At 72.9% G+C, this 23,838-nt stretch carries 21 protein-coding genes; 12 read left to right on the forward strand and 9 right to left on the reverse strand.

The window, feature by feature from the left end:
• Positions 1-202 precede the first annotated feature (202 nt).
• Both AC07BF_RS13840 and AC07BF_RS13845 read left to right on the forward strand, forming a co-directional pair.
• A complete protein-coding gene (locus AC07BF_RS13840; RefSeq protein WP_363585970.1) occupies positions 203-469 on the forward strand; it encodes an Atu4866 domain-containing protein in 267 nt (88 codons plus the stop codon).
• Complete coding sequence (locus tag AC07BF_RS13845; RefSeq protein ID WP_363585971.1) at positions 466-1,200, forward strand: SDR family oxidoreductase; 735 nt, start codon at positions 466-468, stop codon at positions 1,198-1,200. The genes AC07BF_RS13840 and AC07BF_RS13845 overlap by 4 nt, the downstream gene beginning before the upstream one ends.
• Before the next feature lie 448 nt (positions 1,201-1,648).
• On the opposite strand, the gene AC07BF_RS13850 is transcribed toward AC07BF_RS13845, so the two are convergent.
• Positions 1,649-3,361, reverse strand: a complete 1,713-nt coding sequence (locus tag AC07BF_RS13850) for a serine/threonine-protein kinase (protein WP_363585972.1) — start codon at positions 3,359-3,361, stop codon at positions 1,649-1,651.
• A 141-nt stretch (positions 3,362-3,502) separates the two neighbouring features.
• On the opposite strand from AC07BF_RS13850, the gene AC07BF_RS13855 reads away from it, so the two are divergent.
• The gene (locus AC07BF_RS13855; protein WP_363585973.1) at positions 3,503-4,297 is read left to right on the forward strand and encodes an FHA domain-containing protein; all 795 of its coding nucleotides are present in this window, start codon (positions 3,503-3,505) and stop codon (positions 4,295-4,297) included.
• Here the strand turns inward: AC07BF_RS13855 and AC07BF_RS13860 are convergent.
• From AC07BF_RS13860 to AC07BF_RS13870, 3 genes are all read right to left on the reverse strand, one after another.
• A complete protein-coding gene (locus AC07BF_RS13860) occupies positions 4,288-4,539 on the reverse strand; it encodes a hypothetical protein (protein ID WP_363585974.1) in 252 nt (83 codons plus the stop codon). The genes AC07BF_RS13855 and AC07BF_RS13860 overlap by 10 nt on opposite strands.
• A gap of 32 nt (positions 4,540-4,571) precedes the next feature.
• Positions 4,572-7,073 carry an AAA family ATPase gene (locus AC07BF_RS13865; RefSeq protein WP_363585975.1) on the reverse strand — a complete coding sequence of 834 codons (2,502 nt, stop codon included), beginning with the start codon at positions 7,071-7,073 and terminating at the stop codon, positions 4,572-4,574.
• A gap of 81 nt (positions 7,074-7,154) precedes the next feature.
• Positions 7,155-7,889 carry a Crp/Fnr family transcriptional regulator gene (locus tag AC07BF_RS13870; RefSeq protein WP_363585976.1) on the reverse strand — a complete coding sequence of 245 codons (735 nt, stop codon included), beginning with the start codon at positions 7,887-7,889 and terminating at the stop codon, positions 7,155-7,157.
• Between the two features lie 173 nt (positions 7,890-8,062).
• On the opposite strand from AC07BF_RS13870, the gene AC07BF_RS13875 reads away from it, so the two are divergent.
• From AC07BF_RS13875 to AC07BF_RS13900, 6 genes are all read left to right on the forward strand, one after another.
• Entirely contained in the window at positions 8,063-8,806 is a 744-nt protein-coding gene (locus tag AC07BF_RS13875) for a hypothetical protein (protein WP_363585977.1), read from the forward strand.
• A 7-nt stretch (positions 8,807-8,813) separates the two neighbouring features.
• A complete protein-coding gene (locus AC07BF_RS13880) occupies positions 8,814-9,230 on the forward strand; it encodes a hypothetical protein (protein ID WP_363585978.1) in 417 nt (138 codons plus the stop codon).
• Positions 9,227-10,429, forward strand: coding sequence for a protein phosphatase 2C domain-containing protein (locus AC07BF_RS13885; RefSeq protein WP_363585979.1), 1,203 nt, complete (start codon positions 9,227-9,229; stop codon positions 10,427-10,429). The genes AC07BF_RS13880 and AC07BF_RS13885 overlap by 4 nt, the downstream gene beginning before the upstream one ends.
• Positions 10,426-11,571, forward strand: a complete 1,146-nt coding sequence (locus tag AC07BF_RS13890) for a hypothetical protein (RefSeq protein ID WP_363585980.1) — start codon at positions 10,426-10,428, stop codon at positions 11,569-11,571. The genes AC07BF_RS13885 and AC07BF_RS13890 overlap by 4 nt, the downstream gene beginning before the upstream one ends.
• A gap of 16 nt (positions 11,572-11,587) precedes the next feature.
• Complete coding sequence (locus tag AC07BF_RS13895) at positions 11,588-12,238, forward strand: vWA domain-containing protein (RefSeq protein WP_363585981.1); 651 nt, start codon at positions 11,588-11,590, stop codon at positions 12,236-12,238.
• A 1,438-nt stretch (positions 12,239-13,676) separates the two neighbouring features.
• Positions 13,677-15,512, forward strand: a complete 1,836-nt coding sequence (locus tag AC07BF_RS13900; RefSeq protein WP_478333399.1) for an ABC transporter ATP-binding protein — start codon at positions 13,677-13,679, stop codon at positions 15,510-15,512.
• A gap of 66 nt (positions 15,513-15,578) precedes the next feature.
• Here AC07BF_RS13900 and AC07BF_RS13905 read toward each other — a convergent pair whose 3' ends face one another.
• Together AC07BF_RS13905 and AC07BF_RS13910 are read right to left on the reverse strand one after the other, a co-directional pair.
• Positions 15,579-15,998, reverse strand: coding sequence for a hypothetical protein (locus AC07BF_RS13905; protein WP_478333400.1), 420 nt, complete (start codon positions 15,996-15,998; stop codon positions 15,579-15,581).
• A gap of 236 nt (positions 15,999-16,234) precedes the next feature.
• The gene (locus AC07BF_RS13910; RefSeq protein ID WP_363586029.1) at positions 16,235-17,617 is read right to left on the reverse strand and encodes an amino acid permease; all 1,383 of its coding nucleotides are present in this window, start codon (positions 17,615-17,617) and stop codon (positions 16,235-16,237) included.
• A 401-nt stretch (positions 17,618-18,018) separates the two neighbouring features.
• On the opposite strand from AC07BF_RS13910, the gene AC07BF_RS13915 reads away from it, so the two are divergent.
• Positions 18,019-18,243 (forward strand): hypothetical protein, encoded by a 225-nt coding sequence (locus tag AC07BF_RS13915; protein ID WP_363585984.1) that lies wholly within the window; start codon positions 18,019-18,021, stop codon positions 18,241-18,243.
• Positions 18,244-18,313: 70 nt separating this feature from the next.
• Here AC07BF_RS13915 and AC07BF_RS13920 read toward each other — a convergent pair whose 3' ends face one another.
• Positions 18,314-19,264: a deoxyribonuclease IV gene (locus AC07BF_RS13920; protein ID WP_363585985.1), complete on the reverse strand. Its 951-nt coding sequence runs from the start codon at positions 19,262-19,264 to the stop codon at positions 18,314-18,316.
• Positions 19,265-19,600: 336 nt separating this feature from the next.
• On the opposite strand from AC07BF_RS13920, the gene AC07BF_RS13925 reads away from it, so the two are divergent.
• Together AC07BF_RS13925 and AC07BF_RS13930 are read left to right on the forward strand one after the other, a co-directional pair.
• Entirely contained in the window at positions 19,601-20,674 is a 1,074-nt protein-coding gene (locus AC07BF_RS13925; RefSeq protein ID WP_363629470.1) for a right-handed parallel beta-helix repeat-containing protein, read from the forward strand.
• 98 nt (positions 20,675-20,772) lie between these two features.
• The gene (locus tag AC07BF_RS13930; RefSeq protein ID WP_363585987.1) at positions 20,773-21,804 is read left to right on the forward strand and encodes a methyltransferase; all 1,032 of its coding nucleotides are present in this window, start codon (positions 20,773-20,775) and stop codon (positions 21,802-21,804) included.
• A gap of 69 nt (positions 21,805-21,873) precedes the next feature.
• Here AC07BF_RS13930 and AC07BF_RS13935 read toward each other — a convergent pair whose 3' ends face one another.
• Positions 21,874-22,572, reverse strand: a complete 699-nt coding sequence (locus AC07BF_RS13935) for a class F sortase (RefSeq protein WP_363585988.1) — start codon at positions 22,570-22,572, stop codon at positions 21,874-21,876.
• Positions 22,573-22,740: 168 nt separating this feature from the next.
• Positions 22,741-23,304: a hypothetical protein gene (locus AC07BF_RS13940; protein ID WP_478333401.1), complete on the reverse strand. Its 564-nt coding sequence runs from the start codon at positions 23,302-23,304 to the stop codon at positions 22,741-22,743.
• Between the last annotated feature and the right edge of the window lie 534 nt (positions 23,305-23,838).

Consider the following 23,838-nt stretch of genomic DNA (forward strand, 5'->3'; position numbering starts at 1 on the left):
CTACAACACGGGAACACCATTGTGTACTAAAAGGCCCTCCCCCGTTTTTTTGTCTCCCCCCCCCCCCCCTGGCCCCTTCGGGGCCCCTGTTTCTGTGCCCCCCCCCCCCCCCCCCACCCCACGTCCTGGCCGGTCACCCGCGCCCCGCCCAGACTCGGTCGGGCGGAACGGATCCGCATCCATCGACGAAGGGAGTCCGTCCTTGACGGGCAGCACCGAGGAGGGCCGAGCCGACGTGGTCGGCTTGTGGGTGACGGCGGACGGCCACATCCGTCAGGAACTACGGGCGGACGGCCGATACGACGAGGCCCGCGGCCACCGCCGCAGCGCCTACACGGGCCGCTACACGGTCACCGGCCATCACATCGACTACGTCGACGACACCGGGTTCACCGCCACGGGTGACATCCGAGACGGAGTCCTCCACCACGAACACCTCGTGCTCCACCGGGAGGAGAAGCAGGCATGACGCAGACACCCAAGGTCGTACTGGTCACCGGAGCAAGCAGCGGGATCGGCGAGGCCACCGCGCGCAGCCTCGCCGCCGACGGCCACCGCCTGTTCCTCGGCGCACGGCGCACCGACCGCCTCGACGCGCTCACCGCGGAGCTCACCGCCGCAGGCGGCACCGCGGCGTTCCGGCGTCTCGACGTCACGGACGCCGCCGACGTCCAGGCCTTCGTGTCCGCCGCCCGTGAGCGCTACGGCCGGGTCGACGTCCTGGTCAACAACGCCGGAGTCATGCCGCTCTCGCCCCTGGAGGCCCTGAGAACGGACGAGTGGGACCGCATGATCGACGTGAACCTGCGGGGAGTCCTGCACGGCATCGCCGCCGCACTGCCCGTGATGCGGGCCCAGGGCGGCGGGCACTTCGTGAACATCGCGTCCGTCGGCGCGTACGAGGTCTCTCCCACCGCCGCCGTCTACTGCGCCACCAAGTTCGCCGTCCGCGCGATCTCCGAAGGGCTGCGCCAGGAGTCCACCGGAGACATCCGGGTCACCCTCGTCTCTCCAGGCGTGACCGAGTCCGAACTCGCCGAAGGCATCTCCGACCCCACCGCCAGGGAGGCCATGAGGGCGTACCGCGCAGTGGCACTGCCCGCCTCCGCCGTCGCGGAGGCCATCGCCTACGCCGTGTCCCAGTCCCGGCAGGTCGACGTCAACGAGCTCGTCGTCCGCCCCGCGGCGAGCGCCCAGTGACCGCCCACGGCTTCCCGTCGGTCGCGGTGCCGCGCGCGCCCCCTGATCAGGTGGCCGCCCCCGCCCGGCCGGTGACCGCCGACGCCACCGGTCTCCAGGCGAGCCGGCAGGTCGCTGGACCACGAGGCTCAGGTCGGCCGACGGGGACGATACGACCGACGATGATCTGCTGACGGCCCTGCACGGGTGGTGGCCTCTACAGCTGGAGTTCCGACCGTCCGGTGAAGCCTCTTCGGACAGTGGGATCACCGTTGGTGCGTCGTTCGGCCGTATGCCGGTCGTCGGGGTGACCCCGACGGCATCTGCGGATGCCGGCGAGAACTTACGAAGCAGATGTCGGCGGTTCGAAAGCGTCCGCGCCCACCCCGTGAACAGCTGAAACGCGTACTGCGGCCCAGGTCAGGAGCATGATCCCGACCCGGGCCGCAGTCGTTCCGGCAGCCTCGTTTCACCGGCGGACCGGGGTGGTGCCGTTCATGCCGAAGCGAGCGGAGCACTGCTCGCCGGACCGGTTGTTCGCGTTCCAGACGCAGATCCACATCGTGTAGCCGATGTCTGGGACGAAGCTCGTCTTCGCGGCGCCCCAGGAGGCGCGGAAGGTGTACGTGATGCCGTCGCTGCGGGCGAGCTCGGCGACGCAGGTTTGGGCCAGGGAGGTGTTGAGCACGCCCGCGAGCGAGCCGGAGCCGTTGTCGTCCAGCCAGGCGGAACAGGCGGCGTCGGGGCCGAACCAACTGGTGTCCGCCTCGGAGCCCTTGACCTGTGCCGGGTCGTCGCTGCCGTTGATGCCGCTGATCGATGACGAGGTGGGGCTGGGGGCAGCCGCTGAGGGTGCGGCGGGGGCCGTGCTCGGTGGGGTGGCCGTGCCAGGTGGGGTGGTCGGGGGCTGGGTAGCGGGTTTGGCGGTGGCGAAGGTCGAGGGCCGCAGGCTCGGGGAGGGTGTCCGCGTGGTGCCGGCCGGGGCGGTTGAAGGCGGGGGAGAGGGTTCGGCGGTGGCGGTGGCGGAGATCGAGGTGCTCGGGCTCGCGGAGGGCCCGGGCGTCGCCCCGGCCAAGGGCTCGACGGCGACCGGCACGCCGCTGGACTCCTGCGCGTTGTGGTGCTGCGGGGAGGTGGACGGGCTGAGGGCGAACACCGCGACCGCGCCGAGGGCGGTCGCCGCGGCGATCGGCAACAGGAACAGGTGCTTGCGCGGGCGGTGAGGTGATGCCAGGGGTGCGGGCCCGACGTCAGGCTTCGGGTCCGTGCTCGTATCCGGTGGCGGGACGGTCTCCAGCTTGCCGACCGGCGTTTCGGCGAAGGCACGTCGAGCGTCGATGCGTGACATGACCTCGGGCGGCCAGGACGGGGGAGGGGCGAGCCGGTGCGTGCGCGTCGCCAGGACGATCTCGTCGGCGGTGGGGCGTGCTCCGGGGTCGGTGGCGAGACAGGGCCCGAGGAGGGCGGCGAGGTCGGCGTCCACGGCGCGCAGCGGCTCCACGTCGGAGGCGGCGCCGGGTGTGCGACCCGAGGCGGCGTAGAGCAGGAGCGCCGCGAGCGAGTAGACGTCCGCGGGCGCTGCCACGTCCTCGTCCCCGGCCTGCTGTTCCGGTGCCGAGAAGCCCTGTGTTCCGTAGCTGCCGCCGATCCCGGTGAGCCTCGCCTGGTCCGCGGCGCGCGCGATGCCGAAGTCGATCAGCTTCACGCCGTCGCGCACCAGCATGACGTTGGCGGGCTTGATGTCGCGGTGCGCGATCTCGGACGCGTGTACGGCCCGCAGTTGAGCGGCTGTCTCGGCCAGCAGCAGCCACAGCGCCTCGGCGGGCAGCGGGCCGTGCAGCCGGACCGCCTCGTCCACCGTGAGCCCGGGGACGTACTCGGTGGCGAACCACGGGCGTTCCGGAGTGGCGTCGCTCGCCAGCACCCGCGGTCCGACTCCGAGCGGCACACGGTAGAGGATGCCGACCTCTCGGTCGAAGCGCTCGCTGGGGACCAGCCGCGGCCGGACGAGCTTGACAGCGGCGTAGCCCCTGTCCGAGACCCCGAGGTAGACCTCGCCCATGCCGCCGGTGCCGAGCAGGCCGATGATGCTGAAACGGCCGATCTCCTGCGGATCGCCCGGACCGAGTGGTTCGGCGACCATGCCGTCGATCGCGGCAGCTCGCCGGCTGATCTCGCTCACGGCGGGCAGGCTATCGAGCAAGTCCACTCCGGACAAGCGGAGTTGGCGGTTCCGCGGGCTCGACACGCCGCGTGCCCGCAGGAGGACTGGTCCTCTCGGTGCGCTCATACACTGGCGCGAGCCGAAGCGGAGGTATGTGAGATGGCGTACGAAAACTTCCCACCTCAGATGCTGCCGCCGGGCAGTCCTTCCGGCAGGGTGCCCTCGGCGCCACCGGGGACGATCTTCGTGCTCGGCCCGGAGGGCGGGTACGCCGTGCCGTCGCGCCGGTACACCCTGCTGTTCGGGCGCGACCGCGAGGACGTGCACGTACCGGTCGGTGTCGACGACCCGACCGTCAGCCGTCGGCACGGCGTCTTCACCTGCGCCGGCACCGATGGCGACTGGTGGCTGGTCAACACCGGCAGTCTGCCGATCGAATTGCCCGACGGCGTGCTGATGCTCACCAGCCACAAGCGGATCATCGGGCCCGGGTACACCCCGCTGGTGATCAACTCGTCCAAGCGGCGGTCCCACCTGGTGGAGGTCCGCGTCGTGGACGGGGATGACCTGCACCCCCGTTCCACGAGCGGCGCCGATACCGCGGCCCCCGAGACGGTCTACCTGCTCTCCCTACAGGAGCGGCTGGTGCTCACCGCGCTCGCCCGGCGCTACCTGGAGGGCCAGGACGCCTTCCCGCTCCCGTCGGCCTGGGAGGAGACCGCCCGGCTGGTCAACGCCTCGCCCCACGCGACCAAGTCCTGGACCCACAAGTCGGTCGCCAACACGGTCGAGGACGTGCGCGAACGGCTGCGCCGGCGGGGCGTGCGCGGACTGACGCGCGACGAGGTCGGCGAGCCGGTCGGCTCGACGCTCAGCGTCAACCTGATCAGGGAACTGCTCAAGACGGCGACGCTGAACGCCCAGGACCTGGAGTTGCTGGCCGATCAGGGCTGACGCGTTTCTCGGGCCTCCGTCTCGGGCGCGGCTTCGGCGTTGTGGTTGTAGGTGACGTGCATGGTGCCGTGTTCCACGGCGAAGACGGCTGACTGGTCCTCGGCCGAGTTCTGCTGGCGCGGTTGGGGCTGCGGCTGCTCGGGGTGATGCTTCGTGTTCGTCACGTGGTTGTTGTCGCCCACGATGAAGGTGCCGGAGACGTCTCCGGCGTGGATGGTGCCGGGGGTGGATTCCGTAGACATGGTCGGCCTTTCCTGGTCGGTCTTGTGGCGGATTACCAGGCGATGCAGTGGATCGCCAGACTTTGCCAGGCCGAGTTGTATGCCGAAGCCTGGCTGGCCGTGTTGTAGCCGGTGGTGAGATCGTTCCGAGCTGCGCGGAACTGGTTCTCCTCCTGCTGGCTAGCGGTCAGAAGGCCCTTGAGGTCGGATACCACGGATCCGTCCCGCGCTTGCGATAGGGCTCCTCGCAACGTGGACTCGCTGGCGCGCAGGTCTTTGAGGATGATGTCGATACGGGATTTCACCGTGCTGTCGTCGGGAACGGTGGAGGTCCGTCGAGAGTTGTACGCGGCTACGGCGTTGTTGTACGAGTCGAAGGCGCTGTGAACGGCGGTCAGGTCGGCGTTGTGCTGCCGGGTCTCTTTTCCCAATTCCGGTACCACCGTTGCGCACACGGGATCGACGGGGTCCGGCGTGACGACGGGGGCAGGGACCGGCGGCTTGGGGGTGTAGACCTTCGGAGACGGGGCCGGCGGGGCGGGAGTGTAGACCGGCGGGGCGGGGGTGTAGACCCTCGGAGGCGGGGCCGGCGAGTAGGTGGGCTGGGCCGGCTTAGCCAGGTTCGACTGGTTCTGGGTGTAGACCATGGCGCCCACACCGAGTACGGCTGCGGCACCGACCACGCAGGCGACGGCGAGGGCTGCTCCGCCCTTGGCGGCCGCTGCGCCGGCGGTGGTGACCGCGTGGCCCGTGCTGGACGTGGTGGTGGCGCTCGCGGCGTGCGCCGGCTGGGCGGCGGAGTGGTGCGCTCCCGAGAGGTCGATTCGCTGCGGCGCCGCCTGCGAGGGGGAGTGTGCGCCGGCCACATGGCCCCCGGCCGGGGGCTGCGGAGCGGAGTGGGACAGGTCGATCACCTGCGGTGTACCCGGCGGGTGCACGGGCGCCGGAGCGCCGGAGGCGGGGAGGGGGTGGGTGACGGCCGGTGGCTGGACGACCGGGTGGGTGACCGTCGGCGGGCTGACCGCCGGGTGCGTGATCAGCGGGGACTGGCCGACGGCGTGTGCCGTGGTGACCGGATCGATCGGCGGTACGGCGGTGATCGCCGTCGTGGCGGCCTGGTGGGCCACCGAGTGCGCTTGCAGGGCGGCGAGTTCCTGCCAGAGCACCCCCGCCTCCAGCACCAGGGCCGTCGTCAGTGCCGCCCGGCCGATCGCCTTGCGGCGGGTGCGCGCCTCCCCCAGGAAGAACTCCTCGCCCGCGCGGTCTCCCGCGCTCTTCGCGGCGGCCCAGCCGGCTCCGAGGAGGCTGCCCCACGCGTCGAACTGCCGGGAGAGCGCCAGTTTCGGCGAGGCGGCACGGGCCAACTCCACGCCGAGCTGCGCCTGTCCGCTCCTTTCCGCTCCCAGCACCGCGACGTCCAGGGCCTGGAAGTGGGCCGCGACCTCGTCCGGGGTGGTCTCCCGCGACTCGACCCACGTGGTGAGCGCCCGGCAGAGCGGCGCGGCGGGGAACTGCGTCATCCGGCTCTTGAGCACGCACTCGGCGACGTCCGGCGGACATCCGTAGCCGGTTTCCGAGGCGACCAGCAGGCCGTGCCGCACCAGTTCGCCGGCGAGCGCGTCGCTGTCCGTCCGACCGAGCAGGGCGTCGAGCTGCCGGGCGGCCAATTCGGCGCCCGACAGCGAGCCGAGCAGGTACAGCAGGTCGCGCTCCTCCGGCCGGAGCCTGTTGAGCAGCGCGGGAAGGAGCGCGGGGAGGTCGGCGATGCCCGGCAGGCCCTTGCCGGTCGCGGCCGACAGGGCGATGCGCCGCAGGCGGAGCGGATTGCCGTGCAGGGCGTCGCACAGCGCCGTCACGGTCCGCGCTTCGTCCGGCCGCAGCGCGCGGGCCAGGACCGTCTGCACCAGGACCACCCCTGCCGGGGCCGTCAGTCCGTCGAGTCGGATCGGGTGGACGCCGGTGACCGACGACCGGCGCTGCGAGGTGAAGACGAACGTGGAGTGCTCGGCCAGGTCGAAGAGCCGGTGCAGGTCCTTCTCGTCGAGCCCCGCGTCGTCCAGGTAGATCCGCAGCCGCAGGGTCTTCAGGTGCTCCTTCAGCACCTCCAGTGACGGCTTGTAGTTCGGCGCGTCGAAGCTGATGTCGAAGATCGCCTGCGCGAGGTCGTCGGCCGTCCGTCCGCCGGCTTCGATGTAGGCCGCGCCTTCGGGCCCGCGCGGCAAGGTGCGGGCGAGGTGGCGCAGCAGGGCACTCTTGCCGACCCCGGAGGCGCCCCAGATCTGCACCAACTGGCGTGCTCCGATGGCCTGTTGCAGTGCCTGGAGCTCCCGTTCCCGGCCGATCAGCGGATCGGCGGCGGAACGCGGCAGGTGGGAGATCGGCTGACGCTTGACCGGGTTCGGCGGAGGCCCCGCGTTCACGGTGATGGCCGAACCGTGTCCGGTGGTGATGTTCAGGTTGGTCACGGTGTTCCGGTTGCCGACGATCATCGTTCCGGACACGTCGCCCGCCCGGATGCGCGCGGAGCCGTCCGGAGCACCGTTGTTCTCTGGCATCTGTTTCTCCGGTCCTCTCCAACGCTCGGGTCCCGGCACTCGGTCATGCTGACGCCGACCCGTCGTCGGAACCCGGCGCTTTTACCTGTTTGGTGAGATCGCCCGCGAATCGGCCGGTTCGGTCGCGGCGGCGATCCGGGCGAGGTGATCCAGGTCGAGGATCGTGATCCTGCGGTAGCCCGTGACGACCGCGCCCGACTCCCGCAGGGCCCGCAGGGCCTTGTGGATCGACGACTCCGCGGCGCCGACCAGCGTGGCCATCTCCGGCTGCGACAGCGGGAGATGGGCTTCCTTGCGGCCGGGGCGCCCGTAGGTGACGGCGAGGTGGTGCAGGATCCTGGCCAGCCGCCCGAGCACGTCGCAACCGGTGAAGTCGACGATCCGGCTGGTCGCCGTGCGCAGCTTGGCGACCACGCTCGCGTTGAGTGCGAGCCCGATGGCGGGGTGCTGCTTCGTGCACGCCAGCAGTTCGGTGGGCAGGATGTAGCGGGCCAGCACCCGGCCGCAGGCGGTCACGGTGCCGATGCGCGGCTGGCCGTCGATCCCGGCGAACTCCCCGACGAGGTCCCCGGCCATCCGTACGGCCAGCAGCGCGTCCCGACCGTCCTGCGCGTGGGCGGTGACCTTCACCGTGCCGCCGATCAGGAGCAGCGAGAAGTCCGAGGTGTCGGCCTCGCGGATGGTGATCTGACCGGCCGGGTAGACCACGCCGTGGCCGAGCCCCAGCAGGACTCGGCGATCGGCCTCGCCGACCCGGCCGAGCAGCCCGGTCGTCGGCCAGTAGGCCCCGGCTCCGCGCATCCGTGTGTTGCTCATCGGTCACTCCTCCTCCTCGTCCGGCCGAAGCCGGACAAGCCGTATTAGTAGCCGGTCTACCCGAGGACCCCTCCTCTACGTTCTGGTTAACCATCGTGTCGGCACCGGGAATTCGGCGCCGACGGCAGATCGATCTTCGAACTGCCGGCCCTCGTCGTGATCGCGGAGGGAATGTGAATCCGAGGTACGAGTACCGAGCTCTGCTGGCGTGCGACATCGCGGGTTCCGCGGGCCGCGGTCAGCAGCGGCTGCAGGAGATCCGCGGCGTGCTGCGGTCCGCGTTGTTCGGCGCCCTCGGCGTCGCGGAGTTGGACCGGCGGGACTTCGCGTACGTGGACACCGGCGACGGCTGCCGGCTCGTCGCCCCGGCCGGGTTGCCCAAGGCCGGACTGCTGGTCCCGCTGCTGCCGGAGCTGGGCTCGCGGATCCGCGAGCACAACCGGCACACCGGTCCGGACGCCCGGCTGCGGGTACGGGCCGCCGCGCACGCGGGGGAGGTCCGGGTCGATCCGGACGGCACCGTCTCCGGCACCCCGTTCGAGGCGCTCGCCCGGCTGCTCGACTCGCCCCCGCTGCGGCATGCGGCCCTGGACGGTCCGGACGGCACCCCGGTGGCCGCGATGCTTTCGCAGCACTACTACGAGGAGACGGTCGGGCACGGCTACGAGGGGCTCGAAGCCGGCGCCTTCACCGCGGCCGAGGTCCGGGTCAAGGAGTACGCCGCACGGGCCTGGCTCTGGTACCCGGGCAGCCCGGTCGGGCCGCACGGCGGTCCCGGCCCGGAGTCCGGCTCCCGCGAGCGGCCTGCGGAAGCCGAGCCGCGGTCCGTGGAGCAACCCGTCCGAGCCACGGGGAACGGCACGGTCTTCGCCGTCGGCCAAGGTGGCCAGTACATCCACTACAACGAACGGGGCTGAAGCGCCGATGAACCAGGAACTCGCCGAGCTGGCCGCGAGCGGAGCCACCGCTCTGGTGTCCGCGATGGGCACCGATCTGTGGAACGAGGCGAGGCGACTGATGAGCGGCGTCATCGCCCGGGCCCACGGCAGCCGCCGCAGGGAACTGTCCGCCGCGTTGGAGCGGGGGTCGACCGCCACGAGGGGAGCGGTCGACGCCGTGGCCGTGGACTTCTGGACCGAGGCCCTGTTCCAGTTGCTGGACCGGAACCCGGCTCTGGCCCAGGACGTCATAGCTCTGGCGACGCTGCGGACCGAGCAACGGCCGGACGTCGTGGTCCAGGTCAACTCCGCCACCGGTTCCGGCGAGGTGTTCGCGGTGCAGCACGGTGACCAGCACTTCGCCTCCGGGTCGAGGTCCCGCGATCGTGGGGAACGGCCGTGAGCGGGGGCGGCGGTCGGCGGGACGGCCTGACGGACGGCTGGGTGCGGGCGGGGCTGCTCGCAGCCGTCGTCATCGGGGCCTTCGCCGAGGTCGGCACGCCGCACCGGCACTACGGCTGGCTGGTGGACGCGTTCGCCCTCGCGGCGGTGGGTGTCGTCGGCGCGGCGGCCGCACTGGGGTCCGAGGCCGCCGCGACGCCCGCCCGGCAGCGGGACCGGCCTGAACGGGGGCCCCGGCCCGACGCGACGGCGCCGGTCTGCCGCTTTGTCGCGGCACCGGCGGTGTCGACGGCCCAGCCCGGCAGGCCCCGGCCGTTCCTGCGCGAGAGGCCGACCGACCTGAGCGTGCCCCGCTTCGGCGAAGGCGCGCGGGCACAGGGCTATCCCTGGCTGCTGCCGGAGCGCACGGTGCAGAACGGCATCGCCGCCGACGAAGCCACGGTCGGTGCCCTCACCATCCGCGCCGCCTCCGTCGTCGGGCCCGGCCACCGCTGCGGCCGGCCCGCCGAGCCGCGACAGGACTCGTACCGGATCGGGCGGAGCCCGGACAGCCGGTACGCGATCGTGGCCGTGGCCGACGGCCTGTCCAGCGCGGCCTGGTCCGACGTCGGGGCCACGGCGGCCTCCAGCCAGGCCGTCACCCTGCTGCGCGAGCAGATCGAGGCGGTCGGCTTCGACCGGCTCGACGTCAAGGCGCTGTACGGGCGGGTCGCGGAATCGATCGCCGCGCACGCGGCCGGACGCGGCGTCGGCACCTCGCACCTGGCGACCGTGCTGATCACCGCGGTGATCGCCGAGCCGGACGCGAACGGCGTGGCGCGGGCATGGGTCGGCTGGCTCGGTGACAGTTCGGCCTGGACACTCGACCCGCGCGTCCCGCTGTGGCGGTTCTCCGCCGGCGAAGCCAAGGACCGCGCGGCCGTGGTGGTCTCGAACGAGGTCGCCGGCCGACTGCCGGACACGCCGCACCTGGCCGTGGACGGTTACGTCACCCTGGCGTCCGGTGCCGCCCTCGCCCTGGTCACGGACGGGATCGGCGACGCGTGGGCGGACCGGGCGGGCAACGTCAACGAGTACTTCGCGAACGCCTGGCGCTCGCCGGTCCCGGCCACCCGGTTCACCGCCGACGTGGGCTTCGACGCACCGCAGTGCCTCGACGACCGCACCGCCGTCGTGGTGTGGAACGGCAGCGGGACATGACCGACTCCGATCCCGTCGTCGGCGACGGCGCCCCGGCGGTGGACCCGCGGGGCTGGGCGTTGCCGAGGACCGTGGGCCTCGGCGATCTCGGACCGCTCGCCGAGCCGATCTCCGAACACAACGGCCAGGCCGTTGCCGTACGGCCGCTGACGGGCCATCCGGGCTGGCTGGCCAAGCTCTACCGGCCCGGCCTCCACCAGGAGGACGGCCGCCGGATCGACCTGCTGATCTCGGCTCCGGACACGCTGCCGGAGGCGGAGCGGGCGACCCTGTACGCCGGGACGTGCTGGCCCGCGGCCCGGATCCGCGAGCCCGGCAACCCGGCCGTCGGGTGCGTGATCCCGATGGCGCCCGAGCAGTACCGTTCCGAGCTGCGGCGCGGCAAGTTCAGCGAGCGCCGGTTCCTGGAGATCGACTGGCTGGCGAAGTCCGACGAGTCGATCCGGGGCGTCGGCCTGCCCTGTCCCGGATTCGAGGGCCGACTGACTGCCTGCCGTCAACTGACGGCGCTCGCCGCGATCCTGGAGGGCCTGGGCCTGGTCTACTCGGACTGGTCGTTCTCCAACGCCTTCTGGAGCCCGGAGGGGCGTTCCGTCTACCTGATCGACGTCGACGGCTGCCAGCCGAAGAAGATGCCCGACATCCACCAGCCGAACTGGGCCGACCCGCTCACGCCGCCGGGCTCCGACGCGGACCAGTACACCGACCGCTACCGGCTCGCCCTGCTCGTCGCCAAGTGCCTGACCGGCCGGCGCGACGCGAGCACCTTCCACGGCGTCGCCGCGTCCCACTGGCTGAACCAGCCCGCCGTGTCCGAGGTCCTGCTGGACATGCTGCTCGCGACCGACCGGGAGCGACGGCCCGCAGCCGCCCAGTTGAACCAGGCGCTGAACAACGGGCCCTACCTCAGGGCCGTGCCGCGTCCGACACGTACGCCGCTGCCCCAACTGCCCCCGAAGCAGCCGGCGGTGGTGCTTCCGCGGCCCGCGCCGCACGCGATCCCGGAGCCCCCCACCGTCACCGCCACCCGCGTCAGCACGGTCGAGGAGAAGAAGAAGCCCGCGACCGGCCCGTCCGCCAAGTGGATCTGGGTGCTCGCCTTCGTCGTGATCCTGGTCATCATCATCGCCTCCAACCACTAGCTCAGAGGTGCACACAATGTCACTCTGCCTGCCCACCTACGTGGTGATCGACGCCTCCTCGTCGATGAAGCCGCACGAGGCGGTGCTCAACGCGACCCTCTCGCGTCTGCACTACAACCTGGCGACGAATCCGCGCGTCTCGGAGTTCGCCAGGGTCAGCGTGGTCGCCTTCTCCACCGACGTGCACGTGGTGATCCCGATGTCGGACATGGAGCAGGTCCCGAGCATGCCCGAAGTGATCTGCGGCGGGGGCACCGAGTACGGCAAGGCCTTCGACCAGTTGCGGCAGAGCATCGAACAGGACGTGAGCAGCCTGCGGGCGCAGCAGTACAGCGTGCTGCGGCCGGCGATCTTCTTCCTGACCGACGGCGCTCCGACCGACGCGAAGTGGCGGGACTCCTTCCGCGCGCTGGTGGACCGGAACTGGCCGCGCCACCCGCACGTGATCGCCTACGGCTTCGGCGCCGCCAGGCGCGACGTGCTGAAGGAGGTGGCGACCAAGGCGCTGTTCATCGCCGACGGTTCGGACACCGAGTCGGCGCTGAGCGGGGCGATCACCGGCCTGCTCAACACCCTGATCGCCTCCTCGCAAACCGGTCAGATGCACATCGCCACCGACGTCAAGGGCTTCGAGTACGTGCAGGTCGCCCAGGAATACGTGGACTGAGCGTGGACACCGACCCGCGAACCACGGCGCCCCGGGCGCTGCGGGCCTCCGCCGGGCTGTCAGTGCTGGCCGCGGTGCTGCTCGCCTGCGGCGGCGTGGTCGAGGTGGCGGGCCATCTCGGCGGCCCCTCGACGAACGAGGGCGGAGGCGCCTCGTACCCGGCGACGCCGGTGCCGGTACAACCGGCCCCGACCCCTGAGGCCTCCTCGCCCGCCGCGGTGCCGTCGCCGAGTTGCCCGCTCTCGGCCTCACCCACCCAGTTGCCCGAGCCGACGACCACCCCCACCGCACCGGCGTCTCCTTCGGAGCACCCTCCAGGGAACGGGGCATCCCGGACGAGGACTCCCGTGACGAGGACTCCTGCGACGAGGAATGCCGCCCCGTAGCCGCGATACCGGCGGGGCCACCGAGGGGCCGGGCAGCACGGGCAGCACGGGCAGCCGGCGGGCGGGCCGGGGAGTGGGCCGGGGAGTGGGGCGAGGGTGCCGCTGATGGTGGCGCCGTCACCCGAACGCAGTCGCTTCGGGTTCTCGTGGGCCCCGGAGTCGCCCGGAAGGCGGCTGCGGGGCGCCTCCTCAGGGCGGGCGCAGGCGGTGCCGGGGCCGCGTTCCGGCGGTTCCCGCGGGGCTCGACGCGGGGTCTCGCCTCTCGCCGCGCGGGGGTGCGCACCCCCGCCCCGTCGGTCGGCTGCGCCATCCGGGTAGGCGTCGGCGGGCGGGGTCGGCGGCCCGGGCGGGGGTCTTCGGGGAGGGGGCGCGAGGGCCGGGGGCTCGCGCCGACGCCGTCGTCGCGGGGGCCTGCGGTCGACCGGTGGGCGGCGGCGCCCGGTGCGCGGGCGCGGCTGTTTCGAGACGCCGGACGAACGGCACTTGACGGTGGGTCAGTCGCCGAGCCGACCGGGCGGCTCCTCGCCCGACCCGGCTCGTCGGGGGGCCGGTCGGGAGGGCCGGATCCGGCCGCCGGGGCGGGGGTCGGGCGGCCGAGTCCGGGGTCCCTTCGCATGCCGAGGACCGGTCGCGGTTGCGGTCCAGAAGCTGCGAGCGGGGGCGCCAGGCGGATACTGGAGATGTGAGAACGGCTCTGGCAGGCACATCCCTGACGTGCCCGCCGCTTAGGGCTGTCTCACGGCAACGGCAGTCTCTGTCGTGCTCCCCGGGTCCGCGCCGTCGGCGTCGGCCGTGGACGTGCGGCGTGCCAATGCAAGGGAAGAAATGGAGTCGTGATGAGTTACTTCAACCGCAGGGACCGCGGTCGCGGACGTGAACGTGACCGTCGCCGCCGTCGCCACGGCCGCCGTCGTCGGTTTGGCTTCTGGTGACAGATAAGGGCGGTCCGGGCTGTGCTTAACAGCCCGGCATGACACCCATCCCTGGGGCCGGCGGTATCACCGCCGGCCCCTCATCCTGAGTGGGGTTCCTCCATGCACGGTGCGACGCCCATGGGGGGTCCGGAGGACCGGGCAGCCGACCGGGCCATCGACCAGGGGCCGGTGGCGGACTCGCCCGCCATCTCGCTGCGCGAGCTGTTCCGGCGGTTCTGGCCGTGGGTCAGACCGGACTTGCGCTGGCTGCCGCTGAGCGCGGTGCTGCTCGTTCTCGGAGCCTTCGGCGAGGTCGTCTCGGTCTGGATGTTCAAGGACCTGATCGACGAGGTCCTGGTGCCTCGGCACTTCGCCGAGTTCTGGCCGCTCGGCGGCACGATGCTCGCCGCGGCCGCGGCGGCGGCGCTGTTCACCTTCGCGGGCACCTACTCCGGCACCTGGATCGCGGAGCGGTACCTGCTCCGGCTCCGTACCGGCACACTGGCCCATCTGCACACCCTGCCGCCCGACACCCTGGAGACCCGCTGGCGCGGCGACCTGGTGGCCCGGATGACCGCCGACATCGCGACGATCGAGCAGATGGTCGCGACCGGCCTGGTCGAGGGCGCGGTGGCCTCGGTCAGCCTGGTGCTGTTCGCCGGCGCGGCGTTCTACCTGAGCTGGCCCCTCACCCTGGCGGCGCTGATCGTCGCGCCGCTGTTCATCCTCACCACCGGTTTCTTCGGGCGCCGCATCCGCATCCGGGAGCGGCAGGTCCAGCGCCGCGCCGGCGGCGTCACCGCGCTGCTGGAGGAGACGCTGCGCAACGTGGTGGTCACCCGCACCTGCGGCCAGGAGGAGCGCGAGGTCGAGCGGGTGCACCGCGAGGGAAAGGCCCTGCTGGACGCCGAGCTCTCCGCCGCCCGGATGTCCGACCTCTACCAGCCCCTCCTCAACGTCCTCCAGATGCTCGCCGGTCTGGTCGTGGTGGGCGTCGGCGCCCTCCAGGTGATCCACGGCGGGCTGAGCCTGGGTGGTCTGCTCGCCTTCGCCGCCTTCATGGCGCAGCTGTTCGAGCCGATCCAGCAACTCGCCGGGCTCGTCCCGCTCGCGGGCGCGGCCTGCGCCTCGGGCGAGCGCCTACTGGAGATCCACGACCTGTCCAGTCCGGTCCGGGAGAGCCCCGCCGCGCGGGACGCCGGCGCGGTCCGCGGCCGGGTCTCCTTCGAGGGTGTCCACGTCGCCTACGCCGGCAGCCACGACGCCCCGGTGCTGTCCGACGTCAGCTTCGACGTCAGTCCCGGCAAGGTCCTGGCCGTCATCGGCCCCAGCGGCAGCGGCAAGTCCACGCTCGCCAAGCTCCTGGTCCGCTTCCTGGACCCGCAGTCCGGTACCGTCCGCCTCGACGGCACCGACATCCAGGACCTGACCATCGCCTCGCTGCGTGCGGCGATCAGCTTCCTGCCCCAGCAGGCGCAGCTCTTCCACGCGACCATCCGGGACAACATCGCCTACGGCAGGCCCGACGCCCCGCAGGGCGACATCGAACGCGCGGCCCGCAGCGCGGGCGCCCACGGCTTCATCACCGCGCTGCCGCAGGGGTACGGCACGGTCATCGGCGACGAGGGCTTCCAGCTCTCCGGCGGGCAGGCCCAGCGCGTCGCCATCGCCCGGGCCTTCCTGCGCGGCGCGCCGGTCCTCGTCCTGGACGAACCCACCACCGGCCTGGACCCGAAGACCGTCCAGCAGCTGATCCCCCCGCTGCGCCGCCTGATGGCGGGCCGCACCACGATCCTGATCACCCACGACCCGGCCTTCCTCCCGCTGGCCGACCACGTCCTCACCCTCCAGCCGCCGGACGCCCCGCGGCCCCGCGCCCGCTTCGCGGAATCGGCCGCCGGGCGCCCGGAGGCCGTCGCGGTGAACGTGTCCGAGGCGCGGCTTCCCGGTGAGCGGGGCCACGGGCCCGGGTGACCTTCGCCCCCACCCGAACGGCCGGGATCCGCAGCCTGCGGATCCCGGCCGTTCGAGTGCGTGCGGTCAGGAGACGACGATGGTGGTCCGCGGGTAGTAGACGAACGGCGGGCAGGCCGAGCCGCGATCCGGGAAGGCGCACCGCCAGATCCAGGTGATGTCGCTCGTCCCGGCGGCGGCCGCGTTGAAGGTCGCGTGCGTGGTGTTGTCGGGGTCGGTGCTGCCCGAGGTCTGCGGCAGCACCGAGGGCGCGGTCGTCGCCGGGACGGAGGACAGCCAGGTGACGGTGCTGTCGCGGTAGGGCGGCAGGTCGATCTGGACCACGTCACCCGGGTGAACCTGCACGGTCTGGCCGTTGGAGGCGGCGCCGAGGACCACGACGTCGTTCAGGGCCGGTCGCGCCGGGGCCGCGGCGGCGGTGGTGACGGTGCCGGCGGTCAGGGCGAGGACGGCGGCGGGGGCTGTCAACAGCCTCAGGATCTTCATGGCACTCCCGGTACTCGAAGGTTCACGGAAACGGAGGTTCGCGCAGAACGGCGGTGCAGGGTGCGGAGGTTCCGGTCTCCCGTCTATCCGGCGCGGGCGGGCCGGCCGATGGCGAGGAGCCGCCCGGGAGGGAAACCTCCGGCCAAGGATGTCCACATCCGCCGCTCCGGGCAAGGTGCGTGACGATCCGTCAGGAGCCCGTCACTCCGAGCCGCCGCGGCCCCGGCCCCGGGCCGTCAGTCCCGGCGGCGGGCCGCCATCCAGACGTAGACCAGGATCCCGGCGAACAGGAACAGCACGCCCTGGTAGACGGCCGCGTAACCGGCGCCGGCCACCAGCCACAGGGAGAAGCCGAAGGCGCCCAGGCCCAGCACCGCGTCCCGGGCGAGCCGGCCCCCGGAGACTTTGTCGGGCATGCCGCGCACCAGCCAGTACAGCTGCGCGGCGGTGGAGAGCAGGTACGGGACGGTCGCGGTGAAGGTGGTGACCAGCACCAGGATGTCGAACGCGCCCTTGGCGCCGGTGGCGAAGTTGAGGATGGTCAGCACCGAGGCCAGCGCGACGCTGGTCACGACGCCGAACACCGGGACGCCGCGCCGCTCCTTGGCGAAGGCGGCCGGGAACAGCCCGTCCTTGGCGGCCGCGTACGGCGCCTGGGCGGCCAGCAGCGTCCAGCCGTTGAGCGCGCCGGTCATCGAGACGAGTGCGGCGACGGCGATGGCCGTGCCGCCCCACGTGCCGCCGAACATGGCGTCCACGGCGTCCGAGAACGGCGCGGTGGAGTGGATCAGCCGGTCGTGGGCGACGGTGCCGAAGACCGCGAGCGTGCCCAGCAGGTAGACCACCGCCGCACCGGCCGTGCCGAGCACGCTGGCCCGCCCGACGTTGCGCTCCGGATCGCGGACCTGGCCGGCGCTCATCGCGGCCGACTCCACGCCCAGGTAGCTGAAGAGCAGGATGGCCGCGGCCGCCGTCATCCCGCCGGCCCAGCCGTGCCCGGTGGCGTCGAAGGGGCCCAGGTTGCGCGCGTCGAAGAAGCCCAGGCCGCCCACCGCGACCAGCAGCAGCGGGATGAACTTGAGGACGGTGGAGACGAGTTGGACGGCGCCGACGTAGCGGGTGCCGGCCAGGTTCGCCAGCGCGGGCAGCCACTGGAAGGCCATCGCGGCGGCGATGCTGAGCCCGATGGAGTGGCCGACGGGCAGCAGCACGTCGAGGTAGCCGACGGCGGCGACCGCGAGCGCGGCGTTGCTGACCCAGGTGGTGATCCAGTACGACCAGGCCGACAGGAACCCGGCGAAGTCCCCGAAGGCCTCCCGGGCGTAGACGTACGGCCCGCCGGTGCGCGGGTTGCGGCGCGCGAGCTGCCCGAAGACGAGCGCGAGTGCGATCGCGCCCACGGTCAGGACGACGAAGGAGACCAGGCTGACCGTCCCGTAGGGGGCCACGGCGGCGGGGATCATGAAGATGCCGCCGCCGATGATGTTGCCCATCACCAGGGCGGTGGCGGTCGGCAGGCCGAAGCGGCCGCCCTTGCGGGGCGTCGCGGTGACCGCTTCCGGGGTCTCCGGCGGGCTCGGTCGGGTCGCCTGCCGGGGTGCGGCCGGGCTGGTCTGCATGAGGGTGGTGCGCCTTTCGTGGTCCTGCGCGTGCTCGGTGGAGCCACCGTTCATGCTCGAACCGGGTGGCGCTCTGTACCAAATCGATGGGATTTGTTCAGTCGGCCTGGCATGTCACCGCAAGACTTGCGGTCCCGCGCCGGTCGGACGGGCACTCGTCCTGCGCCGGTCCGGACCGGCCGTTCGGTGTGCGGCCGGGTGTCCGAGGGCGTTCACCCGGGGGAGGGATGTCGTCACCCGAATGCCTCAGCCGGTTTGCGGCGCGCCGCGGCGCGTGCGCGTTCGTGTGCAAACGTTGGCCCGGCGCTTCCCCCGGTGGGGCGCCGTCCGCCCCGTCCGGTGGCCGCACCGGCCGTTCCGGGAGGCGGATCGAGGACCAGAATCGAACCAGAGGACATCAGATGTCGCTTCGTGGGAAGATCCGCAAGCTCGCCGTGATCGCGGCCGTGGCGGGCGCCGCTGCCTTCGCGGCGCCGGCGCCGGCGATGGCGGCCTGGCACGGGTCGCACTCGTCGACCGGGCAGAGCCTGGAGTCGGGTTCGGCTGGTGTCGGCCTGTTCGGCCCGCACGCCAACTGGCTGAACGTCCACGAGCACACCGAGGACGACTGCATCGGCGACTGCTGACCGACCGGTGAGCCCGGGGGCCGCTGTGGGCCCCCGGGCTCACGGCTGTCCGAGCGGCGGGCCGAGCAGGTCAGGCCGGCCGGGCGGGGGCGGCAGCCCGCTCGCGCAGTTCCTTCAGCACGGCGATGTCCATCGCGTGCCCGGTGCCGTCCCCGCCGTGCTTGCGGTCCGGGGTCTCCACCAGCAGCGGGACACCGGCCGTCTCCGGGTGCTCGAACAGCTCGCGGAACGGTTCCGCGCCGATCATCCCGGCGCCGATGTTGGCGTGCCGGTCCTTGCGCGCGCCGACGACGTCCTCGGAGTCGTTGGCGTGGATCAGCCGCAGCCGGCCCGGCCCGGCCGCCGACGCCAGGGCGTCCAGCGCGGCCGTCACCCCGCCCGGTACGGCCAGGTCGTGCCCGGCGGCGAAGGCGTGGCAGGTGTCCAGGCAGACGCCGACCTTCGGGTGCCCGTCCAGCGCCTCGACGTACTCGGCGAGCTCCTCCAGCCGGGAGCAGAGCGAGCTGCCCTGGCCCGCCGTCGGCTCCAGCAGCAGCCAGGGCGCGTCCTCGCCGAGGGCGTCCAGTTCGTCCAGCAGCGGCCGCACGTCGGCCCGGACCTGTGCCATCGCCTCGGCCCGCCGGGAGCCGCCGCCGGGCGCCGTGCCGACCGCCGACCCGGTGTGCAGGACGACGCCCAGCGCGCCGATCGCGTGGCCGCGGCGCAGCGAGTGCCGCAGCGAGTCGGCCGAGCGCTCGCGGGTGGCCGGGTTGTCCGAGCCGAAATTGATCAGGTACGGGGCGTGCACCCAGGCGGGGAGTGCCTGCTCGGCGCAGGCCGCCCGGAACTCCTCGTCCTGCGCGGGGTTGCCCGGCGGGGTGGCCCAGCCGCGCGGGTTGGCCACGAACACCTGCACGGTCTCGGCGCCGACCCGGCGCGCGTACGCCAGCCCCGTTCCGGCCAGCCCGCGGGCGGCCACCGGAACGTGGGCGCCGACCGGGTTGCGGAGGGTGCCGAGGGGCGCTGCGGGTGCGGTGGTCATGGCCCCGAGGATGTCACGCCGCCGGCCGGCGGTGGCACGCGGCCCGGTCGGCGGTGCCGGGGCGGTCCGAGGGCGTGCCGTGCGGCGTGGTCCGGAGCGCGCCGCGCCGTACGCGCCACGCCGGGCCGTCCCACCACCGGCCGACGCCCCGTCAGTCCCGCAGCCCAGCCCTGGTGGCGGGCCCACCCGGCGGCCCATAGCGTCGAGTCGGCCGCACCCACCGGCCGTCACCACCCCCGCACACCGTGTAACAACAGACACCGCGTACCTAGCGCGCCGCCCGGCAGGCTCCGGCCGCACACCGGCGAGCGCGCCGGAAAGAACAGGTCACCACTCATGCCCACGCGACGGGTCCACCACTTCGCCGCGGCCACCGCCGCCGCCACCGCCCTGACCACCGTCCTCGCCGGCCTGGCCACCGTGCCCGCGGCGCACGCCGCCGACGGGCTGCACGTCGTCCAGCCGGGCGAATCGATTCAGCAGGCCGTCGACGCCGCCCTCCCCGGCGACACCGTCCAACTGCTCGCCGGCACCTACCCCGGCAGCGTCCGCATCACCACCCCGGGCCTCACCCTGCGCGGCGCCGGCGCGGACAGCGTGATCACCCCCGGGGACGGTACCGAGAACGCCTGCGCCACCGCCGGACACGGCCTGTGCGTCGACGGCACCGAGGCGGCCCCGCTGCCGGACGTCACCATCGAGACCCTCGCCGTCACCGGCTTCCGCAAGAACGGCATCGACGCCAGCGGCACCACCGGCCTGACCGTGCGCGACACCTACGTCCACGACAACGCCCAGCAGGGCATCAGCCAGGAGATCTCCACCCGGGCCCGGATCGTCGGCAACCGCGCGACCCACAACGGCCAGTCCGGTGTCTTCCTCGCCAACTACGCCTACCGCGAGGGCGGCGCGCCCGACACCGGGGGCACCGTCGTGGAGGGCAACGAGCTGACCGAGAACCGGGTCGGCGTCACCGTCCGCCGACTGCGCGGGCTGGCCGTCCAGGACAACGAGCTCCGCGGCAACTGCGCCGGCGTCTTCGTGGTCGGCGACGAGGGCGTGCCCCGGGCCGGGGACCTCGACGTGCGCCGCAACGAGGTCGTCGCCAACAACATGTTCTGCCCGGCCAACCCGCGGCTGGGCGCCATCCAGGGCGCGGGCATCGTGCTCACCGGGGTCGAGGACGCCCGGGTCACCGACAACGAGGTCCACGACAACGTCGGCAGCTCGGACTTCTCCGGCGGGATCGTCCTCTTCAAGAGCGTCGTCGGCGTCGCCAACGCCCGCAACACCGTCGCCGACAACCACCTGAGCGGCAACAGCCCGGCCGACATCGCCGACCGCGACACCGGCGAGAACGCGTTCGCCCGAAACACCTGCGCGCGGTCCGAGCCGTTCGGCCGCTGCTGAGCCGCGGCACCCGCTCCCGGTACGACCCGCATCCGGTACGACCCGCCCCCGGCACGCGCCCCCGGCACCCCCGCCCCCGTCGACAAGGAAGACCTCCCATGACGATCGCACCGCCCCCGACTCCCCAGGCCGCGATGCGCCTGCGCGAGCTCGTCTTCGGCGCCGCCTGCGCCGCCGCCGTCCGCGCGGCCGCCCGGCTCGGTGTCGCCGACGTGCTCGGCGACACCCCGACCAGCCTCACCGATCTCGCCGCCGCCCTCGACACCGAGCCCCTGCCGCTGCGCCGCCTGCTGCGCGCGCTCACCTGCTACGGCATCTTCTCCGAGACCTCCGACGACCGCTTCGAGCACACCGAGATGTCCCGCCTGCTGCGCGAGGACGCCCCCAACTCGCTGCGCTACATCTCCCTCTGGTGCACCGAGCCGTGGACCTGGGAGGCCTGGCCCAAGCTGGACGAGGCGGTCCGCTCCGGCCGCAACGTCTTCCCCGAACTGTTCGGCAAGGAGTTCTTCGACTACCTGCACAGCGACGCGGGCGACTCCGCGAAGGTCTTCGACAAGGCGATGACCACCTCCAGCCGGCAGTCCGCCCACGACCTCGCCGAGTACCTGGACCTCACCGGCGTCGACTCGGTGGCGGACATCGGCGGCGGCCAGGGGCACGTGCTGGCCAGCCTGCTGGAGAAGCACCCGGCGCTGCACGGCACCCTGCTCGACCTGCCCAAGGTGGTCGCCGGCGCCGAACCCCGGCTCCAGGACGGCGGCGCCTTCTCGGCCCGCGCCCGACTGGTGCCCGGTGACTGCCGGGTGGAGATCCCGGTCCGCGCCGACCTCTACATCATCAAGAACATCCTGGAGTGGGACGACGAGAGCACCCGCCGCACCCTCGCCAACGTGGTCGCCGCGGCCCGGCCCGGCGCCCGCGTCGTGGTGGTGGAGAACCTGGTCGACGACAGCCCGTCGATGCGCTTCACCACCGCGATGGACCTGATGCTGCTGCTCAACGTCGGCGGCGCCAAGCACTCCAAGGAGAGCATGGTGCGGCTGATGGAGGACGCCGGACTGGACGTCGCGGACGTCCACCCGGTCAACCCCTACCTGCACGCCTTCGAGGCCACCGTGCGCGGCTGAGCACCGGCCCCCACGCGAACGACCGCCGTCCCCCCGGGAGTTGGGGGCGGCGGTCGTTCGCGTTGCCGGTCAGGCCGGGTGCGAGGAGTCCAGGTGCGCGAAGACCACCACGTTGTCCGAGTAGTCCTTCTGGCCCTTGTCGTACGCACCGCCGCAGGTGATCAGCCGCAGCTGGGCGTCGGGCGTCTGGCCGTACACCTTGTCGTCCGGGAAGGCGTTCTTGGGGAAGGCCTCCACCGAGTCCACCGAGAACACCGCGACCGTGCCGTCCGCGCGCTCCACCTCGATCTGCTGGTCCGGTTGCATCTGGCTCAGCATCACGAACACCGCCGGGCCCGTGGTGGTGTCCACGTGCCCGGCGACCACCGAGCTACCGAGCTCGCCCGGGGAGACGCCGTCCCGGTACCAGCCGACCAGGTTGTCGTCGTCCGGCGGCGGCGCGGTGAGCTGGCCCTCCGGATCGAGCGTCAGCTCGGTGAACGGGGCGTCGACGCCGATCTGCGGGATCCGCAGCCGGGTCGGATTGGCGCGGCCCAGCGACGGTGGCGCGGGGGCCGGGTCCTCGGCGGCCTCCGCAGGGGCCTCCGCGGGGGCGTCCGCGGGGGTGGTGGCCGGTGCGGACGGGCGGGGGGTGGCCGGCGCGACGATCGCCGGGGGACGGGTCATGCGGGACGCCGAGTTGGCTCTCGGAGTGGTGTCGACCGAGTTGTACATCAGCAGCAGGCCGACCGCCGCCGCACCGATGCCGGTGCGCAGCAGTCGGGACATTCCAGGGACGGGACCGCCCATCGCTCCTCTTTCTCCATTCCCATGCGCAGCCGGGCCGGTGGCGGCCCGAAAAAGTCCGAAAGATCCAGAAGGTCCAAAACGACCCGCCGCCCCCGTGCGCGCCGCCCTGGTGGGGAGGCGCGTGGGGGCGGCGTCAGATGCCGGACGTCAGATGGTGGCGCCGGTGTTGCGGCGGTTGCGGCGCAGCGCGTACGCGCCGGCCCCGAGGCCGCCGATCAGCAGGACGGCACCGGAGGCGAGGCCGCCACCGGACAGCGTGGTGCCGGTCTCGGCCACGGCCAGGCCGCCACCGCCGGCGTGCACGCCGCCGTGCGGGCCCTTGCGGCCGTGCTCGCCACCGCGGCCGTGCTCGCCGCCCCGGCCCTCGCCGCCCTTGTCGCCGCCGCGGCCCTCGCCGCCCTTGTCGCCGCCGCGGCCGTGCTCGTCGCCACGACCCTCGCCGCGGCCGTGCTCGTCGCCACGGCCTTCGCCGCGGCCGTGCTCGTCGCCACGGCCTTCGCCGCGGCCGTGCTCGTCGCCACGGCCTTCGCCGCGGCCGTGCTCGTCGCCACGGTCGTCGCCGCGGCCGTGCTCGTCGCCGCGGTCGGACTGGTCCTGCGAGGTGAGGCTCTTCGCCTGGTCGGCGGAGCCGTCGGCGAAGGCCATGGGGGTGCCGACGGTGAGAACGGCGGCGACAGCCGCCCCGGCGAGCAGAGTGCGTGCAGAACGCATGAGGTTGATCCTTCCGATACACAGGCCCGCGATCGCCGGCACGGCGCCGGACAAGGGAATTCGTGGGAACTGCGTCTGATTCACCGTCAACCACCGCGACGTCCGCCGCCACCGGAGAGTGGCGACTTGGGTACGGACTGTGCTCGATTCGAGTGGAGTCCCGGCCTGGTTCACCCGGGTGCCCCAGTGAGACGGGTGAAAAGGATTCGCGGCGGTCCGGGCCGAGTCGGTCCTGTGCTGACGGCGTGTCGGGCCCGTCCAGAAGGCACTGACGCCGCGTCGGACAAGCCCGGATGGTGCTGACGCGACGTCGGGCAGGCCCGGGATGGCACTGACACCGCGTCGGGCGGGCTCGGATGGTGCTGACGTGCCGTCGGGCGGACGTGGGCGGCACTGACGCCGCGTCGGGCCGGCTCGGACGGCGCTGACGCCACGTCCGGTCGAGCCGGACGCGCACGTGGGGGGGGGGGGGGAGGGGGGGGGGGGGGGGGGGGGGGGGGGGGGGGGGGGGGGGGGGGGGGGGGGGGGGGGGGT

The organism is Kitasatospora sp. NPDC043950, from assembly GCF_056435345.1.

Coding starts and splice junctions, on each gene's coding strand:
- AC07BF_RS13845 (WP_363585971.1), top strand. CDS start 466: ATGACGCAGACACCCAAGGTCGTACTGGTCACCGGAGCAAGCAGCGGG.
- AC07BF_RS13855 (WP_363585973.1), top strand. CDS start 3,503: ATGGCGTACGAAAACTTCCCACCTCAGATGCTGCCGCCGGGCAGTCCT.
- AC07BF_RS13860 (WP_363585974.1), bottom strand. CDS start 4,539: ATGTCTACGGAATCCACCCCCGGCACCATCCACGCCGGAGACGTCTCC.
- AC07BF_RS13865 (WP_363585975.1), bottom strand. CDS start 7,073: ATGCCAGAGAACAACGGTGCTCCGGACGGCTCCGCGCGCATCCGGGCG.
- AC07BF_RS13870 (WP_363585976.1), bottom strand. CDS start 7,889: ATGAGCAACACACGGATGCGCGGAGCCGGGGCCTACTGGCCGACGACC.
- AC07BF_RS13880 (WP_363585978.1), top strand. CDS start 8,814: ATGAACCAGGAACTCGCCGAGCTGGCCGCGAGCGGAGCCACCGCTCTG.
- AC07BF_RS13890 (WP_363585980.1), top strand. CDS start 10,426: ATGACCGACTCCGATCCCGTCGTCGGCGACGGCGCCCCGGCGGTGGAC.
- AC07BF_RS13895 (WP_363585981.1), top strand. CDS start 11,588: ATGTCACTCTGCCTGCCCACCTACGTGGTGATCGACGCCTCCTCGTCG.
- AC07BF_RS13900 (WP_478333399.1), top strand. CDS start 13,677: ATGGGGGGTCCGGAGGACCGGGCAGCCGACCGGGCCATCGACCAGGGG.
- AC07BF_RS13905 (WP_478333400.1), bottom strand. CDS start 15,998: ATGAAGATCCTGAGGCTGTTGACAGCCCCCGCCGCCGTCCTCGCCCTG.
- AC07BF_RS13910 (WP_363586029.1), bottom strand. CDS start 17,617: ATGCAGACCAGCCCGGCCGCACCCCGGCAGGCGACCCGACCGAGCCCG.
- AC07BF_RS13915 (WP_363585984.1), top strand. CDS start 18,019: ATGTCGCTTCGTGGGAAGATCCGCAAGCTCGCCGTGATCGCGGCCGTG.
- AC07BF_RS13920 (WP_363585985.1), bottom strand. CDS start 19,264: ATGACCACCGCACCCGCAGCGCCCCTCGGCACCCTCCGCAACCCGGTC.
- AC07BF_RS13925 (WP_363629470.1), top strand. CDS start 19,601: ATGCCCACGCGACGGGTCCACCACTTCGCCGCGGCCACCGCCGCCGCC.
- AC07BF_RS13930 (WP_363585987.1), top strand. CDS start 20,773: ATGACGATCGCACCGCCCCCGACTCCCCAGGCCGCGATGCGCCTGCGC.
- AC07BF_RS13935 (WP_363585988.1), bottom strand. CDS start 22,572: ATGTCCCGACTGCTGCGCACCGGCATCGGTGCGGCGGCGGTCGGCCTG.
- AC07BF_RS13940 (WP_478333401.1), bottom strand. CDS start 23,304: ATGCGTTCTGCACGCACTCTGCTCGCCGGGGCGGCTGTCGCCGCCGTT.